At 56.0% G+C, this 21,725-nt stretch carries 15 protein-coding genes; 5 read left to right on the top strand and 10 right to left on the bottom strand.

Annotation, left to right across the window (positions count from 1 at the left end; genetic code table 11):
• Nucleotides 1-426: 426 nt before the first annotated feature.
• Complete coding sequence (gene mngB, locus IM300_RS09355) at nt 427-3,063, bottom strand: mannosylglycerate hydrolase (protein ID WP_193036265.1); 2,637 nt, start codon at nt 3,061-3,063, stop codon at nt 427-429.
• A 23-nt stretch (nt 3,064-3,086) separates the two neighbouring features.
• Nucleotides 3,087-5,003: a PTS 2-O-a-mannosyl-D-glycerate transporter subunit IIABC gene (gene mngA / locus IM300_RS09350; protein ID WP_193036271.1), complete on the bottom strand. Its 1,917-nt coding sequence runs from the start codon at nt 5,001-5,003 to the stop codon at nt 3,087-3,089.
• A gap of 175 nt (nt 5,004-5,178) precedes the next feature.
• On the opposite strand from mngA, the gene IM300_RS09345 reads away from it, so the two are divergent.
• From IM300_RS09345 to IM300_RS09330, 4 genes are all read left to right on the top strand, one after another.
• Nucleotides 5,179-5,895 carry a GntR family transcriptional regulator gene (locus IM300_RS09345; RefSeq protein ID WP_063866117.1) on the top strand — a complete coding sequence of 239 codons (717 nt, stop codon included), beginning with the start codon at nt 5,179-5,181 and terminating at the stop codon, nt 5,893-5,895.
• A 336-nt stretch (nt 5,896-6,231) separates the two neighbouring features.
• Nucleotides 6,232-8,184: an alkyl/aryl-sulfatase gene (locus tag IM300_RS09340; protein WP_193036263.1), complete on the top strand. Its 1,953-nt coding sequence runs from the start codon at nt 6,232-6,234 to the stop codon at nt 8,182-8,184.
• A 64-nt stretch (nt 8,185-8,248) separates the two neighbouring features.
• On the top strand, nt 8,249-9,172 hold the full coding sequence (locus tag IM300_RS09335) for a transporter (protein WP_193036261.1): 924 nt from the start codon (nt 8,249-8,251) through the stop codon (nt 9,170-9,172).
• Between the two features lie 10 nt (nt 9,173-9,182).
• Complete coding sequence (locus tag IM300_RS09330) at nt 9,183-9,953, top strand: hypothetical protein (protein ID WP_193036259.1); 771 nt, start codon at nt 9,183-9,185, stop codon at nt 9,951-9,953.
• An 85-nt stretch (nt 9,954-10,038) separates the two neighbouring features.
• On the opposite strand, the gene sucD is transcribed toward IM300_RS09330, so the two are convergent.
• The 8 genes from sucD to sdhC form a co-directional block, all read right to left on the bottom strand.
• Nucleotides 10,039-10,908, bottom strand: a complete 870-nt coding sequence (gene sucD / locus IM300_RS09325) for a succinate--CoA ligase subunit alpha (protein ID WP_006809578.1) — start codon at nt 10,906-10,908, stop codon at nt 10,039-10,041.
• A complete protein-coding gene (sucC, locus tag IM300_RS09320; RefSeq protein ID WP_017384968.1) occupies nt 10,908-12,074 on the bottom strand; it encodes an ADP-forming succinate--CoA ligase subunit beta in 1,167 nt (388 codons plus the stop codon). The genes sucD and sucC overlap by 1 nt, the downstream gene beginning before the upstream one ends.
• A 117-nt stretch (nt 12,075-12,191) precedes the next feature.
• On the bottom strand, nt 12,192-13,418 hold the full coding sequence (gene odhB / locus IM300_RS09315; RefSeq protein ID WP_193036257.1) for a 2-oxoglutarate dehydrogenase complex dihydrolipoyllysine-residue succinyltransferase: 1,227 nt from the start codon (nt 13,416-13,418) through the stop codon (nt 12,192-12,194).
• A gap of 14 nt (nt 13,419-13,432) precedes the next feature.
• Nucleotides 13,433-16,240 carry a 2-oxoglutarate dehydrogenase E1 component gene (sucA, locus tag IM300_RS09310; protein ID WP_063449342.1) on the bottom strand — a complete coding sequence of 936 codons (2,808 nt, stop codon included), beginning with the start codon at nt 16,238-16,240 and terminating at the stop codon, nt 13,433-13,435.
• A gap of 238 nt (nt 16,241-16,478) precedes the next feature.
• Nucleotides 16,479-17,195, bottom strand: a complete 717-nt coding sequence (locus tag IM300_RS09305; protein ID WP_193036255.1) for a succinate dehydrogenase iron-sulfur subunit — start codon at nt 17,193-17,195, stop codon at nt 16,479-16,481.
• 15 nt (nt 17,196-17,210) lie between these two features.
• Complete coding sequence (gene sdhA, locus IM300_RS09300) at nt 17,211-18,977, bottom strand: succinate dehydrogenase flavoprotein subunit (protein WP_003858619.1); 1,767 nt, start codon at nt 18,975-18,977, stop codon at nt 17,211-17,213.
• On the bottom strand, nt 18,977-19,324 hold the full coding sequence (gene sdhD, locus IM300_RS09295; protein ID WP_193036253.1) for a succinate dehydrogenase membrane anchor subunit: 348 nt from the start codon (nt 19,322-19,324) through the stop codon (nt 18,977-18,979). The genes sdhA and sdhD overlap by 1 nt, the downstream gene beginning before the upstream one ends.
• Nucleotides 19,318-19,722, bottom strand: coding sequence for a succinate dehydrogenase cytochrome b556 subunit (gene sdhC / locus IM300_RS09290; RefSeq protein ID WP_026080740.1), 405 nt, complete (start codon nt 19,720-19,722; stop codon nt 19,318-19,320). The genes sdhD and sdhC overlap by 7 nt, the downstream gene beginning before the upstream one ends.
• Nucleotides 19,723-20,361: 639 nt before the next feature.
• Between sdhC and IM300_RS09285 the strand changes: the two genes are divergently transcribed.
• Nucleotides 20,362-21,645, top strand: a complete 1,284-nt coding sequence (locus IM300_RS09285; RefSeq protein WP_193036251.1) for a citrate synthase — start codon at nt 20,362-20,364, stop codon at nt 21,643-21,645.
• Nucleotides 21,646-21,725: the final 80 nt, after the last annotated feature.

Below are 21,725 nucleotides of genomic sequence, written 5' to 3'. Positions count from 1 at the left end.
AATTTATAGCAAAATTACCACTTTTCGGCCATTTTGATCGGGAACAATTTAACGCCTTTTGGAGCCTTTTTCCAAGCATTAAACATTGATTTAAATCAAAAACGCTGGCATCTGTTAACGATGTTTCTTTGTGGTATGCATAGTAAAGACCTTGTTAATGACATGTATATTTTTGAGCGCGCGGCGTTATAAAAGGCAGGAGAGAATATAAACAGTTGTGATTTTTATTAACGCGACAGGAAAATCGAATTTTGTGGACGACGAAACATATTCTGTTATCCGCTTCACAGTATTTTTTTATTACTTTGCCATCAGAATAAATGATTACATTTTATTCACCTTTAGCGGCATTAAAATTAACACCCCTGTGTGACTTTTTAATGAAAAAAAGGCCGCATCCCCCGCGGCCTTTTGTTATGCCTGGTATTACCTCTCTATCCTGACGCTAAAGGTTCGGGACTGGCACGGACGGAATGGACCAGAAATGCCCGCACTCTCCTCCCCTGCCGCGTCGGGCATCTCATTCATGTTCGTTTCGCAACAGGCCAGCACCACGCGGTTCACTGGCAGGGCAACGTCGCAGGATTGCGTCTCGGACGGGTTGTAGAGACGCACTATCATCTCGTCACGATCTTCTGCTTTCTTCAGCGCGCTGAGCACGCATCCGTTTGGCGAAAGCGTTAGCAGACTGTAGCTGCCGGGCGTGGTGAAGGCGGTGCGGTTAAGCTTCATCGCATCCCAGGGGATTTTGTTGTAACAGTGCACCGGCGTTAACCACGACTTCGCCTGCTGCGCAACGCCGGCACTCACGGGCGTGCCGGTAAACGTGAACAGGCTGAAGCGACAGCGTAGCTGGCCCCGCACCTGCGAATCCGGCACCGGCATTTTGATCCCGGACGGCCTGCCCGGACGCAAAAGTAAATCCTCTTTTCCAAGCAGCCCCACGCCGCGAAGCAACGTCAGGGCAAATGTTTTTTGACGCTCGCCGGTCACCTCAAATTCGCGCAACCCTTCGGTGAACAGCGCCATCCCGTTACGCCGTTCCTGGAGCACCGCGTAGTTGAGCAGGTTCCACACCGGCAGCGGCGCTTCCTTCCATCCTTCCTCCTGCCAGTTCGCCATCGCTTCATCCCGTACGGGGCGCGTCAGCGAACCGAACTGGGTATCGGCCAGCACAGCCTCCGTGGTGAACGGCGTCGGGATCAGCACCCGCACGCGATGGTCATCCGCGTGATTGCCGAGACGCGCCTCAACGTCGATACGCCGGCTGTTATGGCCGAGCGTGACCGTCAGTTCTGCCTCAAGCATCCCCGTCTGCTGACGCGCAGAACGTTCGTTGAGATTCGCCGGCACGGCCATGCGATGGCGGATCACCGCCCTGCTCTGCCAGGCCTCGTGGATCATCTCAACGTCGTGCTCGCCCTGCGCGGAAGTGAGCCGCCACTCTTCCCGAGAGGGCGAGTAGTCGTACTCGTCGCCATCATCCGAGCTCTCTTCTATTTCCAGCGCGCGGTCATAAATCAGCCCGGACTCTTTGTCGCGCAGGCGCAGCGACCCGTCATCATTTAACGTAATTTCCCAGAACGCATTTTCCAGCAGCGCCGCCGACGCATTTTCTGGCGCCAGCAGCTTGCCGGCCACGTGCGGTTCGATAAACAGCGTGCGGTAACCCATTGATGGCAGGATCTGGTTGAGCTGGATGTCGAACTCCATAAAGGGCTCATAGTTGCCGTAATGCACAATCTGCCGATCAATCAGCCCGGGGTCGATCTCGCGCGCGCTGCGGAGGTAATAAGGAATGTCATTCCCCTTATCGTCCAGCAGGCGGAACTGGCTGGCGCGCAGACGTATCGTGGTGTTAATCACTTCCTCGCGCGGCCAGGGCGTCAGGTTAAACATCACCAGTTTGTCTTCATCGCTTTGCGGCATGTTGTCGACAATCTTGCGCATATAGAAGCATGTCAGGTTATCGGCCATGTCTTCCGCCAGCTCGAAGCGGGACATCACCTCGCGATGCACTTTGTCACTACAGCAGCAGCCGATACTGTCGTGGGCGTGATTCTTGAGGATCTCTTTCCACATTTTTTCCAGCAGGCCGTGGTGATACTCAAAGCCCAGCGTCCAGGCAAGCGTGGCCAGCGGCTCAAGAACGTTGACGATTTTGTTTTCTATCCGGGCGTGGGCGATTTTGATGTCCATCCGCGTGGAGCCGATGGTCCGGTGCACCCGCATGTATTTACCGTCAATAAACTCCCCTTTCAGGGTTGCCAGTTCATCGCGGTGCGCGTCGATGTGGTCAAATACCTCCTCGAAGCGGCTCATCACAAACTGACGCTGCGGATAGATTTCGCGAAGCTTATCCATCACCGCAAAGATGTTCTGCTGAAGCGGCATCTGGTCGTGGCCGTTAGGCAGCAAAATTTCTTTCGTCACGGAGGCTTTTTCGAGCACCTCTAACCAGGCGTCGAGCCGTTTCCGCAGCCCGTCTTCATCCTCCGGTAAGTACTTACCAATCGCGTAGCCCAAGGGCAGCACCTGTGCCGTCACTTCGCTGCCGTCCTGGCTTTGCCAGAGAAATTCGGTTTTATCGGTACCGTGCCGCTCGGAGCACCCGCGCCAGAACATGGTGCGCGTGATGCCAAAACCGTTATAAATGTGCGGCAGCTGGGAAGACATGCCGAAGGAGTCCGGCAGATAGCCAATTTTCATCGGCTCGCCAAAGGCCATGCAGTCGCGCATGCCGTACATCAGATTGCGGACAATCGACTCGCCGGAGACAAGGGTGGTATCCGTCTGGGTATACCACGGACCCACGATCAGCTTCCCGGCCTCCACCAGCGCTTTCACGCGTGGTCTGCTTTCCGGCTTCACGGCAAAATAATCTTCCAGCACCGCCGTCTGGCCGTCGAGGACGTAGTATTTGTACTCTGCATCCTGTTCAAGACGGGTGAGGATCTCTTCCATATTATTGACCAGAAGAATACGTGACGCTTCGGTGGTGAAGTACCACTCACGGTCCCAGTGCATATGTGGCGTGATATGAACGCGAGATACAGCTTTCATCTTCGTTTCCTGTCGGTGCGTGTTTAGGATGTAATGTCTTCAGTCACGTAGGTGCCGCTCTTCACGGCGTGACGTCGCCAGAGCAGTAACATGAGCGTAGAAATGGCGGCGCCAACCAGCGCGGCGCCAAACCAGCCCGCAGCGGCCATCACGCCACCCAGCCCGGCATCATGCAGTAAGAAGAGCGAGAAAATGCCCGCTCCCGGGGTGGAAAGCCCAATGCCCATCGCCCCGACAATCGCGCCAGTCGCCATTGATCCCAGAACGAATGAGCCGATGACCCGCAGCGGATCCTCGATAGCCATCGGAATTGCCCCTTCGGTGATGCCCGCCAGCCCCAGCAGCCAGGTAGATTTGCCGGTCTCAATTTCGAACTGTTTAAACAGGCTCGGGGCCAGCATCGTTGACGCCGTCACGGTAAAGGCCGATACCATTTTGACGGAGGCAAAGATCGCATAAGGCCCGTAGACGCCGTTGGCCATCGCCCCCAGGCAGAACGCATAAGAGGCTTTGTTGACCGGGCCGCCCAGATCGAACGAGCACATAAAGCCCAGAATCGCGCCCAGAAGCAGCGCATTCGCGCCGGACAGCCCGTTAAGCCAGGCTGTCAGGGCGTTATTGATCCAGGCCACCGGTTCGCCAATCACAAACAGCATCAGGCTGCCTGCACCCAGCACGCCCATCACCGGATAGAGATAAAAGGTCAGAAAGCCGTTGTAGCGGCTGTTCAGCCGGATGTGGTTTTTCACCCAGCGCATCAGGTAACCCGCAATCAGCCCGCCGACGATGGCCCCCAGAAAACCGGAACCAATCATATTGGCGGCCAGACCCGCAGCAAAACCTGGCGTAAGCGCAGGTTTATCCGCCAGCGAGTAAGCGGTATAGGCCGCGAGTACAGGAACCATCAGAATACCGAGCATCCCGCCGCCCAGTTTGCGGTACATCCACAGCCACGAGTTTTCCTGATCGAACAGATGCTGCAAGCCCAGGATTTGCGCCAGCAGTACCGACACGGCCAGCACCGTGCCGCCAGCGACAATCAGCGGCACCGCAAAGGAGATGCCGCTAAGAAGCGCCTGCTTAAGTTCGGTTTTAACGCGCTTTTTGGTGTCTGTGTCGACATGCGCAGGGCGCGCATCGGATACTGGCTCTAGCGCCAGCGCTCGCTCAATGAGCGCTTCCGCATGACGTAAGGGTTCTGCCACGGGTACGGAAATGGCGGGGATCCCCTGAAAGCGTTCGCTCTCTTTGATCGCCACTTCCGCCGCGAAGATACACGCTTTGGCTTCCCGCAGCTGCTGAGCGGTAATGCGCCCCTCAATGCCGTTCGCCCCCTGCTTCTCGACCACCACATTGACGCCGAGCTTACGTCCCGCTTTTTCGAGATATACTGCGGCCATATAGGTATGGGCGATCCCGGCCGGACAGGCGGTTACGCAGACAACCGTCGGGGCGTCGGCCAAAAGCGCGCTTTCCTCAGGCTGCGGCGCATCGTCAAGGGCAGCAAGCAGCGCGTCCGCGGTGGTGGCGCTCATGACGCGTGCGCGAAGCGCATCGTCCGCCAGACGGGTGGTGAGCGCGGTTAATAGCTGCATATGCGTCGATCCCGCTTCGGCTGGCGGAATGGCGAGCAGAAAAATCAGCTCCACGCGTTCGGGGCCATCCACCCCCTCCCACTCCAGCGGATCGGCGAGCGTCGCCACGGCAAACGCAGCCCTGTTCACGGCCACCGATTTCCCGTGCGGAACGGCAAGCCCCTCTCCCAGCGCCGTCGGCCCCTGGGCCTCACGCTGGTGGACATCACGCAAAAAAAGCGCCAGATCGGAGACTGCGCCACACCGGGCCAGCCTGCCGGCCAGCGCGTCTATGGCCTCATCGCGACTGCGGAATCGCACGTTCAGGCAGAGCGCATCTGGATGCGTTAACGCCGTCAGGTTCATCATTATTGTTACTCCCGTAAACAGACTGGCGAGAGTATCGCAGAGCGAATAAGACGATTATGTGATCATTTTCATGTTTAGCGATCATTTGTATTTAATTTGTATTATTTACAATTTCATCCGCCGAGGCATAATCGTCATCAATGGTATTAACCGAACAAGACAACGGGCGTGCATGAGCGGAAAACCGAAATATCGTCAGATCGCGGATACCCTGCGGGATCAGATCCAGCAGGGCGTGCTGGCCGCCGGGGACGCGCTGCCGACCGAATCCGCGCTCCAGGCCACCTACGGCGTGAGCCGCGTAACCGTCCGGCAGGCCCTGAAGCTGTTGACCGAGCAGGGCATCGTGGAGAGCGTTCAGGGCAGCGGCACCTACGTTAAAGAGGAACGGGTTAATTACGACATCTACCAGCTCACCAGCTTTTACGAAAAGCTGGCGGACAGACGCGTGGAAACCCACAGCGACGTGCGGGTGTTCGAAGTGATTAAAGCCGATGCGGCGCTGGCGGCAACGATGGCGCTCGCCGAAGGCGATAAGGTCTGGCACGTTAAGCGCGTCCGCTTTATCAAGCAAAAGCCGGTTACGCTGGAAGAGACGTGGATGCCGCTGGCGCTTTTCCCCGATCTCACCTGGGAAGTGATGGAAAACTCTAAGTACCACTACATTGAGCAGATAAAGAAGATGGTCATTGACCGGAGCGAGCAGGAGATCGTCGCGGTAAACCCTACGCCAGAAACCATCGAGGCACTGGGAATCGATCCTTCCCGCCCGATTCTTGAAAAAATCTCCCGCGGCTTTCTTAATGACGGGACGCTGTTTGAGTACAGCCGCAACAGCTTTAAAAGCGACGACTATCGCTTCACCTTAATTGCCCGGCGCCATCATTAAGAGGCGATGTCCTAATAGCTTCGCGTTAGGATATCGCTGACATTTAATTATTTGCCATTGCATTTCGTGGTTTATTGTAAAAATGCATTTTCCGGCTATTTATTTCATGAATAGAATTCTGTGCAGAGCATCACATTTGTTTTTCGACGCGCGACACAATCAGCGCGCGCATCCCTTGTGGTGGCTGTTTCGCCAGTCTCATACAAATAATCAATAATTACCGCCACTTTTGTTTTTATTTCCGCCGATTTAGAGTAGCTGCGGATATAATTTGTCTTTTCCGAATCTGCTTTGCCGCACTCTTAGCGTGAGATTTATCACCTAAGGATGCAGGATATGAAACCGACTCTGATTGCAGTTAGTCTTTTCACGCTGTTCGCTTTTCAGGCCAGCGCAAACGACAGCGCCCCCAGCCCTTCTGCCTATACGAAAGAGCGCAATGCCGCCGTCTATAAAACGCTGGACTTCACCGACCAGCAGGGTATCGCTGACGCGAAACGCGGATTTATCGCCACGCTCACCGCGCCGGTAATTAAAACCGACGGCGGCAAAACCGTAATGAATATTGACGGCTGGTCTTTCCTCAAGGGGGATGCCCCGGCAACGGTTAACCCTTCTTTATGGCGCCACGCCCAGCTCAACAATATTTCCGGGTTATTTAAAGTCACCGATAAAATGTATCAGGTACGAGGGCTGGATATTTCCAACATGACCATTGTTGAGGGCGACAGCGGCATTATTATTATCGATCCGCTGGTGGCGACCGATACCGCCCGTGCGGCGCTTGAGCTTTATTATCAGCACCGTCCGAAAAAGCCCATTGTTGCCGTCATTTATACGCATAGCCATGTCGATCATTTCGGCGGCGTGAAGGGCGTCGTTTCCGAGAGCGACGTGAAGAGCGGCAAGGTGAAAATCTACGCGCCGGATGGATTCATGGAGGAAGCCACCAGCGAAAACCTTCTGGCGGGAAACGCGATGAGCCGCCGGGCGCTCTATATGTACGGCATGATGCTGAAACCCGGGCCAGAAGGCCACGTGGATAACGGCATGGGCAAATCGCTGGCAACCGGCAAAAACAGCTTAATCGCTCCGACGTATATCGTGAATAAATCCGGCGACCGGGTGAACATAGACGGTATTGATATAGAGTTCCTGTTGGTTCCCGGTACGGAGGCACCGTCCGAGATGATGATGTGGTTCCCGCAGTTCAACGTGCTGGACACCACGGAGCTGCTGAACCCAAGCATGCACAACCTCTATACCCTGCGGGGCGCCAAGGCGCGTAGCGCGGTGAACTGGTGGAAAGCGCTGGACAAAGCGCTCGTCACCTACGGCGATAAAGCGCAAATCACCATCAGCCAGCACCTCTGGCCTATGTGGGACAACGCCCGCATCAGGAAGTACATGGGCGACCAGCGCGACATGTATAAATACCTCAACGATCAGGTGCTTAATCTGATCAACAAGGGCTATACCATGGATGAAATCGCCGAGACCATCCGCCTGCCGGACAGCCTCGCGAAAAACTGGGCCAACCAGGGCTACTACGGCACGGTCAGCCACAATGCCAAAGGCATGTATATGTATTACATGGGCTGGTACGACAGTAACCCCGCTAACCTGAATCCTCTCCCCGAAAAAGAGGCCGCGCCTAAATATATTCACCTGATGGGCGGCGAGAAGCAGGTCTACCAGCAGGCGCAGCAGGCGGTGAACAGCGGAGACTATCGCTGGGCCCCACAGCTTCTTAACCATCTGATTTTCGCCAACCCGGAGAACAAGCAGGCTAAGGCGCTACAGGCGGACGTCTTCTCCCAGCTCGGCTGGCAGAGCGAGAACGCGCTCTGGCGCAATGAGTACCTGAGCGGCGCGAAAGAGCTGCGCGACGGCGTTCCGGTTATCCCGGCCGGGTCGACAATGGACAGCGATTTAACCGCCAGCATTGCCCCTGAAGCCCTGCTTGATTATATGGGCGTGGCGCTTAACGGGCCGAAGGCCAACGGCAAACAGCTGCGCTTCAACTGGACGTTGCCTGACGGCGACAAATGGGGGATCGCGCTTAACAACAGCGTCATCATGTACCACAAGGATCTCCCCTTCAGCGACCCTGACTTCAGCGTGAAGACCAGCGTGGCCGGGATGTCCCATTTGATAAACCACCAGCAGCCGCTGGACAAGAGTATCGCTGATGGCGAGCTCAGCGTCGACGGCAGCACCCAGAAGCTGAAGGAGCTGCTGGATCTGCTGGATACCTTCCCGCAGATGTTCAACATCGTCACCCCCTGACCCTTGCCCGCCCCTGCCCGCGCGGGCGGGGGCGCTTATTGCAAAAACATAACGGGACAATGTTATGCAAAAATCTGAACGTCATCTCGTGGTGGCCATTATCGTTCTGATCGCAGGCCTGCTGCTGGTTTTGTTGCCGCTGTACGTGCGGGCCGATAACGCCCGCGACTGGCAAAACCTGCCGAAGGACACCAATCTCATCTTCGGCTATTACAACAATGTTCATACCAATACCTCGCTCGACGGAAACCTTCCCGCCGATGGCGCCAGCGTGGACGCGGACGTGTACGTTTTACGCTACGCGCATTCGTTCGATATCGACGGACGCGTTTCAGCGATACAGGTCATCCAGCCCTACGCCAGCCTGACGGCCTCGCTGGATAATGCCAACTACCTTACCGGTTCGCTCAATCATGAAAACCTCGGTGATACCCAGGTGGTCTTTGCCCATAACCTGTTCGGCGGCCCGGCGCTCAGCGTGGAGGAATTTAAGCGCTGGCAGCCGGAGATGTTCCTGACGGGCGCGCTCTGGCTCACCCTCCCCACGGGAGACTATGACAGCGATAACGCGATCAACATCGGCGCGAACCGCTGGGCCTTTAAGCCCGAGCTGGCGTTCGGCGTGCCGCTCGGGCCGACCTGGCTGGAGCTGAACAGCTGGGTCAGTTTTTTCACCGACAATAACGACTACCAGCAAAACAGCCGTCTGGAACAGCGCCCGCTCTACACCCTCGAGGGCCACTGGAGCTATACCCTCTCGCCCGCGCTCTGGCTCTCGCTGGACTCCAGCTGGACGAAAGGCGGCGAAACCCGCGTTGACGGAACGTTGCAGGACGACGAGCAGGAGAACGTGCTGCTTGGCGGCTCTCTGGGCTTCATGCTAAGCCCGCGTTTTGGGGGGATGATTGCCTACACCGACACCACGCATCAGCGGGATGGCTCGCCGGACGTCACCACCTGGTCATTCCGTCTGCAATATCTATGGTAAGGAGGACAACATGCGAAACCGTTTACTGTTACCCGGCCTGATGATGCTGATGCCGGCTCTCGGCCACGCCGCGGTAGAGGATGCCATTGAAAAAGCCACCAACCCGTTACACCTTTCGACCTCCGTTGCGCTTCAGGATTACTACACGCCTGAGCTTTACAACAGCGATCGGCATCTCAACGATACGCTCTTTCGCGCAACCGTTCCGTTAGCCGCTAACAGCTGGGTGCCCGTGCCGCAGATCCTTCGCTTAACCGTTCCGATGGCAACCCGCCCACAGCCGCAGGGCTATAAGACCGGGCCTGGCGATATCAACTTATTTGATATTTTCCTGCTCAAACAGGAAGGGGTAAAAATTGGCGTGGGGCCGCTCATCACGGCAGACTCCGCCAGCGACGACGCGCTGGGCAGCGGCAAATGGCAGGGCGGACTCTCTGCCGTTGCGATCAAATCCACCCCCGGCTGGATGGCGGGCACGCTGGTGCAATGGCAGAAAAGCTTTGCCGGAGACGACGCGCGCGACGACGTAGAGACCGCGACGTTCCAGCCGATCTTTATCTATAAGTTTCAGGGCGGCTGGTACTTGCGCAGCTCGGGCATCTGGACCTGGGATCGGGAGTCGGATGATTATTACATTCCGGTTGGCATTGGCGGCGGGCGCGCCTGGGGAGTGGGAGGAAAAGTGGTCAGCGCCTTTGTCGAGCCGCAATGGACGGTTGCGCACGACGGGGACAATCTGCCGAAATTCACCCTCTTTGCCGGTTTCAGCGTCGTCATGTAAAAAAAAGGCCGCTATACAGCGGCCAACCATGTCGAAACGGACATTTTTATACTTTAACGCTCCCCATCCGGGGAGCAGAGAGGATTTACTTAATGATGGATTTCAGCGCTTCGCCGATATCCGCCAGGCTGCGAACGGTCTTCACGCCTGCGGCTTCCAGCGCGGCAAACTTCTCATCTGCCGTACCTTTACCGCCAGCGATGATCGCGCCCGCGTGACCCATACGCTTGCCTTTCGGCGCGGTCACACCCGCGATGTAACCCACTACCGGCTTGGTGACGTGATCTTTGATGTAAGCCGCCGCTTCTTCTTCGGCGCTACCGCCGATCTCGCCGATCATCACGATCGCTTCGGTCTGCGGATCTTCCTGGAACAGCTTCAGGATGTCGATGAAGTTTGAGCCCGGGATCGGGTCACCGCCGATGCCTACACAGGTAGACTGGCCGAAACCGTAGTCGGTGGTCTGCTTAACCGCTTCATAGGTCAGGGTACCGGAACGGGACACGATGCCCACTTTACCCGGCTTGTGAATGTGGCCCGGCATGATGCCGATTTTGCATTCGCCCGGGGTGATCACGCCTGGGCAGTTCGGGCCGATCATGCGCACGCCCGCTTCATCCAGCTTCACCTTCACGGTCAGCATATCCAGCGTCGGGATACCTTCGGTAATGGTGATGATCAGTTTGATGCCTGCGTCGATCGCTTCCAGAATGGAGTCTTTGCAGAACGGCGCCGGAACGTAGATCACGGTCGCGGTTGCGCCGGTCGCTTCTACGGCTTCACGCACGGTGTTGAACACCGGCAGGCCCAGGTGCGTGGTGCCACCTTTACCTGGCGTTACGCCGCCAACCATCTGCGTGCCGTAGGCAATCGCCTGTTCGGAGTGGAAAGTCCCCTGGCTACCGGTGAAGCCCTGGCAGATAACCTTGGTATCTTTATTAATTAAAACGGACATTATTTCCCCTCCACTGCGGCAACAACCTGCTGAGCTGCATCCGTCAGACTTTTCGCTGCAATAATATTCAGGCCGCTGTCAGCCAGTTTTTTCGCGCCGAGTTCAGCGTTGTTTCCTTCCAGACGGACAACAACCGGAACGTTAACGCCCACTTCTTCTACCGCACCGATGATACCGTCGGCGATCAGGTCGCAACGGACGATACCGCCGAAGATGTTAACCAGAACGGCTTTAACGTTGCTGTCAGAGAGAATGATTTTGAACGCTTCGGTTACGCGCTCTTTGGTTGCGCCACCGCCCACGTCGAGGAAGTTCGCCGGCTCGCCGCCGTGCAGCTTAACAATGTCCATGGTGCCCATCGCCAGGCCCGCACCGTTAACCATGCAGCCGATGTTGCCATCCAGCGCCACGTAGTTCAGTTCCCACTGTGCAGCCTGCGCTTCACGCGGATCTTCCTGAGACTGGTCGCGCATTTCACGCAGATCGGACTGGCGGAACAGTGCGTTGCCGTCAGCGCCCAGCTTGCCGTCGAGGCAGATCAGGTCGCCCTGGGTGGTGATCACCAGCGGGTTGATCTCGATCAGCGCCAGATCGCGCTCCAGGAAGATGGTTGCCAGACCCATGAAGATCTTGGTGAACTGCTGAACCAGCTTACCTTCCAGACCCAGCTTGAACGCCAGCTCGCGACCCTGGTAAGGCATTGGGCCCGCCAGCGGATCGATAGCCACTTTATGGATCAGGTGCGGGGTTTCTTCCGCCACTTTTTCAATTTCCACGCCGCCTTCGGTAGACGCCATGAACACCACGCGACGGGAGCTACGGTCTACGACTGCGCCCAGGTACAGCTCTTTCGCGATATCGGTCGCTGCTTCCACCAGGATCTGGTTAACCGGCTGGCCGTTCGCGTCTGTCTGGTAGGTTACCAGACGCTTGCCGAGCCAATGTTCAGCAAACGCACGGATCTCTTCTTTGCTCTTAACGACCTTCACACCGCCCGCTTTACCACGGCCACCAGCGTGAACCTGACATTTAACTACCCACGGGCCGGAACCGATTTTAGACGCGGCTTCTTCTGCTTCACGCGGGGTAGTACAGGCATAACCCACCGGGGCCGGTAAGCCATACCGGGCAAACAGCTGTTTGGCCTGATATTCATGTAAGTTCATGTGTTCTATCCATCCTTCAGGGTAATCGTTATCTTCAAACCTGCAGACCGGCGCGGTCTGTGCGCCGGATAGCGCTACGCTTATCCGGCCTACAGGGCAGGTGATGCTAAATAGTCACTAAACGTCCAGCAGCAGACGCGTTGGATCTTCCAGCAGCTCTTTAATCGCGACCAGGAAGCCCACGGACTCGCGGCCATCGATCAGGCGGTGATCGTAAGAGAGAGCCAGGTACATCATCGGCAGGATCTCCACTTTACCGTCTACCGCCATCGGACGATCTTTAATGGCGTGCATACCCAGGATCGCGCTCTGCGGCGGGTTGATGATCGGGGTAGACATCAGCGAGCCGAATACGCCGCCGTTGGTAATGGTGAAGTTACCGCCGGTCAGGTCTTCTACGGTCAGCTTGCCGTCGCGGCCTTTCACGGCCAGCTCTTTGATTTTCTTCTCGATGTCAGCCATGCCCAGGGTATCCACATCACGCAGAACTGGCGTTACCAGACCGCGCGGGGTAGAAACCGCCATGCTGACGTCGAAGTAGTTGTGGTAAACCACGTCATCGCCGTCGATAGACGCGTTCACTTCCGGGTAGCGTTTCAGCGCTTCAACCACCGCCTTCACGTAGAAGGACATGAAGCCCAGACGGATACCGTGACGTTTTTCAAACGCGTCACCGTACTGCTTGCGCAGGTCCATGATAGGTTTCATGTTGACTTCGTTGAAGGTGGTCAGCATCGCGGTGGAGTTTTTCGCTTCCAGCAGACGCTCGGCCACGCGCTTGCGCAGACGGGTCATCGGCACGCGTTTTTCGCTACGTGCGCCAAGCTGAGGCTGTGCCGCTGGCGCTGCCGCAGGCGCTTTGGCTTCGGCTTTCGCCTCAGAAGGCGCTTTAGCCAGATGCTTGTCGATGTCTTCACGCGTCAGACGACCGCCCACACCGGTGCCTTTGATGGCTGCCGGGTCAAGGCTGTGTTCAGCCAGCAGGCGACGGATCGCCGGGCTGAGCGCGTCGTTAGACTGTTCTTCCAGAGAAGCCTGCTGGCGCTGGGCCGGGGTAGACGCTTTCTCTTCAGATTTAGCGCTGGACGCTTTACCTGCGCTATTGCCTTCACGCAGGCGACCCAGGATCTGACGAGAGGTGACGGTCGTACCTTCATCTTCCAGGACTGCATCCAGAATGCCATCCGCTGAAGCCGGTACTTCCAGTACCACTTTGTCAGTTTCGATTTCTACCAGCACTTCGTCGCGGGTTACCGCGTCGCCTGGTTTTTTGTGCCAGGTGGCGACGGTTGCATCTGCTACGGACTCAGGCAGGTCGGGAACAAGAATATCTACGCTACTCATTATGTATCCTTTAATTAATCGACGTTCAGCGCGTCATTGACCAGATCTTGTTGCTGCTTCTGGTGAACGGACATATACCCTACCGCCGGAGAGGCGGAGGCCGGGCGACCTGCATAACGCAGAGCAGACCCAAATGGAATCACTTCACGGAAATGATGCTGGCTGCAATACCATGCGCCCTGGTTAAGCGGCTCTTCCTGGCACCAGACAAAATCATGAACGTGAGCGTACTGTTTCAGCACTTCCTGCATCGCCTGATGCGGGAACGGATAAAGCTGTTCGATACGCACAATGGCGACATCTTTCTGATCGTTCTTACGGCGCTGTTCCAGCAGGTCGTAATAAACCTTACCAGAACACATTACGACACGCTTAACGGCCTGCGGATCGAGCTCGTCAATTTCACCGATGGCCGGCAGGAAGGTGCCGTTTGCCAGCTCTTCCAGGCTGGAGACCGCCAGCGGATGGCGCAGCAGTGATTTTGGTGACATGACCACCAGCGGACGGCGCATACCGCGCAGCGCCTGACGACGCAGCATGTGGTAGACCTGAGCCGGGGTGGACGGCACGCAAACCTGCATGTTCTGCTCGGCGCAGAGTTGCAGATAACGCTCCAGACGCGCGGAGGAGTGCTCCGGTCCTTGTCCTTCGTAACCGTGCGGCAACAGCATCACCAGGCCGCACATACGGCCCCACTTCTGCTCGCCGGAGGAGATGAACTGGTCGATAACAACCTGTGCGCCGTTGGCGAAGTCACCGAACTGCGCTTCCCAGATGGTCAGGGTGCGCGGTTCTGCGGTGGCATAGCCGTATTCAAAGGCCAGAACCGCTTCTTCTGACAGTACGGAGTCCCAGACCTTGAACTGGCCCTGACCGTTATGCACGTGCTGAAGCGGGGTATAGGTTGAACCGTTAGACTGATTGTGCACCACCGCGTGACGGTGGAAGAAGGTGCCGCGGCCCGCATCTTCACCGGACAGGCGAACCGGAATGCCTTCGTCTACCAGCGTCGCATAAGCCAGCGTTTCCGCGCCGCCCCAGTCGAACAGCTTCTCGCCCGCCGCCATTGCCTGGCGGTCGCCGTAGATTTTGGCCACGCGAGACTGCATCTCGATCGCTTCCGGCACGGTGCTGATGCGTTTAGCCAGCTCCTGCAAACGCTTCATTTCGACCTTGTTCGGGTAGCTCTCATCCCACTCGTGGTTGAGGTACGGCGACCAGGTGAAGGAGTGCATGTTCATTGGGCGCAGCTCTTTCACTACGCATTCACCCGCATCCAGCGCGTCGCGGTAGAGGTTGACCATCTCGGTCGCATCTTCCAGCGTCGCCACTTTTTCGCTTTCCAGCTTGTCAGCGTAGATTTTACGCGGCGTCGGGTGTTTTTTGATTTTCTGGTACATCAGCGGCTGGGTTGCACTTGGCTCATCCGCTTCGTTGTGGCCGTGACGGCGGTAGCAGAAGAGGTCAATGAACACATCGCGCTTGAAGGTGTTACGGAAGTCCAGCGCCAGACGGGTAACGAAAGCAACGGCTTCCGGGTCATCCGCGTTAACGTGGAAGATGGGCGCCTGAACCATTTTACCGATGTCGGTGCAGTACGGGGTAGAACGCGCATCCAGCGGGTTAGAGGTGGTGAAGCCCACCTGGTTGTTGATCACGATGCGAACGGTACCGCCCACTTCATAACCACGCGCTTTCGACATGTTCAGGGTTTCCTGAACCACGCCCTGCCCTGTGACCGCCGCATCACCGTGAATGGTGATTGGCAGCACTTTATTGCTGCTCGGCTCGTCCAGACGATCCAGACGCGCGCGCACGGAACCGATAACCACCGGGCTGACGATTTCCAGGTGCGACGGGTTAAACGCCAGCGCCAGGTGAACCTGACCGCCCTCGGTTTCGATATCCGAGGAGAAGCCCATGTGGTACTTCACGTCACCGGTGCCGAGGTGCTCTTTGTGTTTACCCGCGAACTCGTCGAACAGATCCTGCGGTTTTTTACCCAGCACGTTCACCAGCACGTTCAGACGACCACGGTGCGCCATGCCCAGCACCACTTCGCGCGTGCCACTCTTGCCGGCATGACGAATCAGCTCTTTCAGCATCGGGACTAACGCATCGCCGCCTTCCAGTGAGAAGCGTTTCGCGCCCGGGAATTTCGCGCCCAGATAGCGCTCAAGGCCTTCCGCTGCGGTCAGTTCGTTCAGGAAACGTTTTTTCTCATCTGCTGAGAAATTCGCGTGGCCTGCCACGGATTCGATACGCTGCTGGATCCAGCGTTTCTCTTCGGTGGAGGTAATGTGCATATATTCCGCACCGATGGAGCCGCAGTAGGTTTGCTTGAGCGCGTCAATCAGATCGCCCAGCTTCATCGTGTCTTTGCCGATAGCAAAAGAACCTACGTTAAAGCTTTCCTGGAAATCGGCCTCGGTCAGATCGTGATAGGCCGGATCGAGATCGGCCACACGTTCCTGCTGCCACAGTCCCAGCGGATCGAGATTCGCATGCTGGTGACCACGGAAGCGATAAGCGTTGATAAGTTGCAGGACTTTAACCTGCTTCGCATTGGTGTCAGGGTCGGAAATCGCAGAAGAGTAACGTGAGGCATCCTTCGCCAGACGACGGAAATAATCACGTGTTTTTGAATGGAATTGATCCGGTTTGACCCCTGTACCAGGCAACTGCTGGAACATGGAACGCCAGTTTGCGTCCACTGAGTCAGGATCGGTTAAGAAGTCTTCATAGAGCTGTTCTATCCAGCTCTGGTTTGAACCAGAGAGGTAAGAAGAGTCCAGCCAGGCTTTCATTGCGCCGTTCTGCATCGTGATCCCTTAAGCATTTTTATGCTTACTTTCGCCGTAGAAACTACCACGCACACACCGTGTACGTGCCGGGGTTCACCTGCGAGCTCTTTTCATTTGGCCCGCGAAGGAACCTTTAGAAACTGTCTAAACTTCAGGGCAGTTTTTAAAGGTTTCTGCAATCTGTCCGCTGGCGCTGCACTTACCGGGCCTACCGTCTCGTAGGCCGGATAAGCGCAGCGCCATCCGGCGTTGTTACTTACGCACTGCGTTGCAACAGCATCGACTTAATATGGCCGATGGCGCGCGTCGGGTTCAGCCCCTTAGGACACACACTGACGCAGTTCATGATGCTATGGCAGCGGAATACGCTGAAAGCGTCACTTAATCCTTCCAGACGGTTCTCGGTTTCGGTATCGCGGCTGTCGATCAGGAAGCGGTAGGCAGCCAGCAGACCCGCAGGGCCGATAAATTTGTCCGGGTTCCACCAGAATGACGGACACGACGTTGAACAACATGCACAGAGAATACACTCATACAATCCATCAAGTTTTTCACGCTGCTCAGGAGACTGTAAATGCTCACGAGCGGGTGGATTTTGCCCATTATTCAATAAGTAAGGCTTAATCTTCTCATATTGTGCATAGAATTGTCCCATGTCCACCACCAAATCACGCACGACCGGCAGGCCAGGCAGAGGACGGATAACAATTTTCTGGCCACGACGGTTTAGCGCTGAAATTGGCGTAATGCAGGCCAGGCCGTTTTTGCCGTTCATGTTCACACCGTCAGAGCCACATACCCCTTCACGGCAGGAGCGGCGGAACGACAGCGTAGGATCTTGTTCTTTCAGCTGGATTAACGCATCCAGCAGCATCATGTCACGACCTTCTTCCGCTTCGAGGGTGTAATCCTGCATACGCGGAGCATCGTCTACATCCGGGTTATAACGATAAACTGAGAATTCGAGTTTCATTATCCTGTCTCCGCATTAGTAAGTACGAATCTTCGGCGGGAACGCCGGACGCAGTTTCGGTTCCATGTTAACGCTACGGCGCGTCATGGTTTCCGACTCTGGCAGATACAGGGAATGGCACAGCCAGTTTTCGTCATCACGATCCGGGAAGTCGAAGCGGCTATGCGCGCCACGGCTTTCGGTACGGAAGTTTGCCGACATCGCGGTCGCGAAGGCGGTTTCCATCAGGTTATCCAGCTCCAGGCATTCGACGCGCTGGGTGTTGAACTCGCTGGAGGTGTCGTCCAGACGGGCATTCTTCAGACGCTCGCGAATCGCTTTCAGCTGCTCAAGCCCTTTGGCCATTGCATCACCTTCACGGAATACCGAGAAGTTGTGCTGCATACATTCCTGCAACGCCTTACGGATTTCCACCGGATCTTCGCCGTTACGGTTGCCGTTCCAGCGGTTGAGGCGTTCAAGAGAGGCGTCGATTTCGTCGTCGGTTGCATCACGCAGCGCGCCCTGCTCGGCGATGGACTCCTGAAGATGCAGACCCACCGCACGACCAAATACCACCAGGTCCAGCAGGGAGTTGCCGCCCAGACGGTTTGCGCCGTGAACGGATACGCAGGCGATTTCGCCTACCGCGAACAGGCCAGGAATGACCACGTCTTCGCCCTGCTCGTTCACGGTCAGCGCCTGACCGGTCACTTTGGTCGGGATACCGCCCATCATGTAGTGGCAGGTTGGGATAACCGGAATCGGCTCTTTAACCGGGTCGACGTGGGCGAAGGTGCGGGACAGCTCCAGGATGCCCGGCAGACGGGATTCCAGCACCTCTTTACCCAGATGGTCGAGCTTCAGCTTCGCGTGTGGACCCCATGGGCCATCGCAGCCGCGGCCTTCACGGATTTCGATCATGATGGAACGCGCCACCACGTCGCGACCCGCCAGGTCTTTCGCGTTTGGCGCATAACGCTCCATGAAGCGCTCGCCGTGTTTGTTCAGCAGGTAGCCACCTTCACCGCGGCAACCTTCAGTGACCAGCACGCCCGCGCCGGCAATACCGGTTGGGTGGAACTGCCACATCTCCATGTCCTGCACCGGCACGCCGGCGCGAATAGCCATACCGACGCCGTCACCGGTGTTGATGTGGGCGTTAGTGGTGGACTGATAAATACGGCCTGCGCCGCCGGTCGCCAGCACGGTCGCGCGGGCTTTGAAGTAAACCACTTCACCGGTTTCGATGCACAGTGCGGTACACCCCACCACGGCGCCATCGGCGTTTTTCACCAGATCCAGCGCATACCACTCGGAGAAGATGGTGGTATGGTTTTTCAGGTTCTGCTGGTACAGCGTGTGCAGCAGCGCGTGACCGGTACGGTCAGCCGCCGCCGCGGTGCGTGCCGCCTGCTCGCCGCCGAAGTTTTTCGACTGGCCGCCAAACGGACGCTGATAGATGGTACCGTTTTCCAGACGGGAGAACGGCAGACCCATATGGTCCAGCTCCAGAATCGCTTCCGGGCCGGTTTTACACATATATTCGATGGCATCCTGGTCGCCGATGTAATCGGAACCTTTTACCGTGTCGTACATGTGCCATTCCCAGTTATCTTCATGGGAGTTACCCAGCGCTACGGTGATACCGCCCTGCGCAGACACAGTGTGGGAACGGGTCGGGAATACTTTAGAGAGCAGCGCACAGGTCTGGCCGCTCTGGGAAATTTGCAGTGCGGCGCGCATACCTGCGCCACCCGCACCAATCACAACAGCATCAAATTCTCTGACTGGCAGTTTCATTACACACCCCACACCACAACAAATCCATAAATGACGTAAACCAGCAGAGCAACAACAATAATCAGTTGCAGCGGAAGGCGAATCGCCAGCGGTTTAACGTAATCGGTCAACACCTGCCACATGCCGATCCAGGCATGAATAAGGATGGAGAACAGGGCCAGCAGGGTGAACACTTTGGTGAAGGCCGATCCGAAGAAACCAATCCAGATTTCCCACGTCAGCGTCCCGCTGGTCGCGAAGAAACCGATCATATAGATGATGTAAAGCGTGAGGACGATGGCGGTAGCGCGGACCAGAATGAAGTCATGTACGCCGTTGCGTCCTAATGCGGAGGCGTTGCTTACCATACGAGAACTCCTGCGAGAAGTGAAAGCACGACAGTGATCACAAATGAAATGTTCGCGGTACGTTTCCCGGCCTCGAACGTCTCTTCCAGATAGCCAAAGTCCATCAGCATGTGGCGTACACCGCCAACAACGTGATAGGCCAGCGCGGTCAGAATGCCCCACATGATAAATTTCACGAAGAAGCTGTTCATGATGGCCGAGGCCTGGAGGAATCCTTCAGGAGAGGAGAGGCTGGTTCCCAGTAACCACAACAAAATACCGACCGCCACAAACGTAATCACACCAGAAACGCGGTGCAGAATGGACGCTATTGCTGTTACAGGGAATCGGATCGTTTTCAGATCCAGATTGACAGGTCTTTGTTTTTTCACATTTCTTATCATGAATAACGCCCACATGCTGTTCTTATTGTTTCCTTCCTCCGGACTGCGATGCGGGTCAGACAGCGTTCCTTTTCTATAACTGCGCGTCATGCAAAACATTGCTTCCAAATGCTTAAACGACACGTTACAACGCTGGGTGGCTCGGGATTGCAGGGTGTTCCGGAGACCTGGCGGCAGTATAGGCCGTTCACAAAATCATTACAATTAACCTACATACAGTTTGTTGGGTTTTCTCTGGAACAGTGATCGGGGTCACGATAACAACATCTTTTTAAATTTTAATCATCTGATTTGACAAATGTTAAACAATATTGTTACAAACGTCATCAGAAAAGGCATATAATGCGCAAAAGTTATGAGGTCTCTCTTTCACCTGACAAATAGTTATGTAACAGTGTGATGGTATTGACCGAAGTTATCAGGACAGTTATTAGTGATATACAGGTTTGAATAATTCGGACTGCAAAAACGCTGATTTGCTGTTGTTTCACTGATATTTCATTCGTTTACCTGCAAGGCGCCATAGCTCTGTACCCTGGTTTCTCCTCGTGAGCTGAGCGGTAAGCCAAATAACAATCTGGTAACGGTGATTAACAGCTGAAGGCAAATCCGGTGAAAAGCAGTCTTAAGCATAAGGCGCTAAGGAGACCGTAAATGGCTGATACAAAGGCAAAACTCACCCTAAATGGTGATGATGCTATTGAACTGGATGTGCTAAAAGGCACGCTCGGTCAGGATGTTATTGATATCCGTACGCTGGGTTCCAAAGGGGTATTCACCTTTGACCCTGGATTCACCTCCACCGCATCTTGCGAATCCAAAATCACCTACATTGACGGTGACGAAGGTATCCTGCTCCATCGCGGTTTCCCCATCGATCAGTTAGCCACCGAATCCAACTATCTGGAAGTGTGCTACATCCTGCTGAACGGCGAAAAACCGACGCAGGCGCAGTACGATGAATTCAAAACCACCGTGACCCGTCACACCATGATCCATGAGCAGATTACCCGTCTGTTCCATGCGTTCCGTCGTGACTCTCACCCGATGGCGGTCATGTGCGGTATCACCGGTGCGCTGGCGGCGTTCTACCACGATTCTCTGGACGTGAATAACCCACGTCATCGTGATATCGCGGCGTTCCGTCTGCTCTCCAAAATGCCTACGATGGCGGCGATGTGTTACAAATACTCCATCGGCCAGCCGTTTGTGTATCCGCGCAACGACCTCTCCTACGCCGGCAACTTCCTGCGCATGATGTTCTCCACGCCGTGCGAAGAGTATGAAGTGAACCCGGTGCTGGAACGCGCGATGGACCGTATTCTGATCCTGCACGCTGATCACGAGCAGAACGCGTCAACGTCTACCGTTCGTACCGCAGGCTCTTCAGGCGCGAACCCGTTCGCCTGTATCGCTGCGGGCATCGCCTCCCTGTGGGGACCGGCGCACGGCGGCGCGAACGAAGCGGCGTTGAAGATGCTGGAAGAGATCAGCTCTGTGGAGCACATTCCAGAGTTCGTACGTCGTGCGAAAGACAAGAATGACTCCTTCCGCCTGATGGGCTTCGGTCACCGTGTTTACAAAAACTACGACCCGCGCGCGACCGTTATGCGTGAGACCTGCCACGAAGTGTTGAAAGAGCTGGGCACCAAAGACGATCTGCTGGAAGTGGCGATGGAGCTGGAACACATCGCACTGAACGACCCGTACTTCATCGAGAAGAAACTCTACCCGAACGTCGATTTCTACTCTGGCATTATTCTGAAAGCGATGGGCATTCCGTCTTCCATGTTCACCGTGATCTTCGCCATGGCGCGTACCGTGGGCTGGATTGCGCACTGGAACGAAATGCACAGCGAAGGCATGAAAATCGCCCGTCCTCGTCAGCTGTACACCGGCTACGAGCAGCGTGATTTTAAGTCTGATATTAATCGCTAAAAAAACACGCCCGGCGGCGCTTCGCTTGCCGGGCCTACAAGTGCGAAATGTAGGCCGGGTAAGGCGTGGCCGCCACCCGG

Source organism: Enterobacter cloacae complex sp. I2, from assembly GCF_014896205.1.
Lineage (GTDB): Bacteria > Pseudomonadota > Gammaproteobacteria > Enterobacterales > Enterobacteriaceae > Enterobacter > Enterobacter quasihormaechei.
This window is presented reverse-complemented; position numbering and strand designations above follow the sequence as displayed.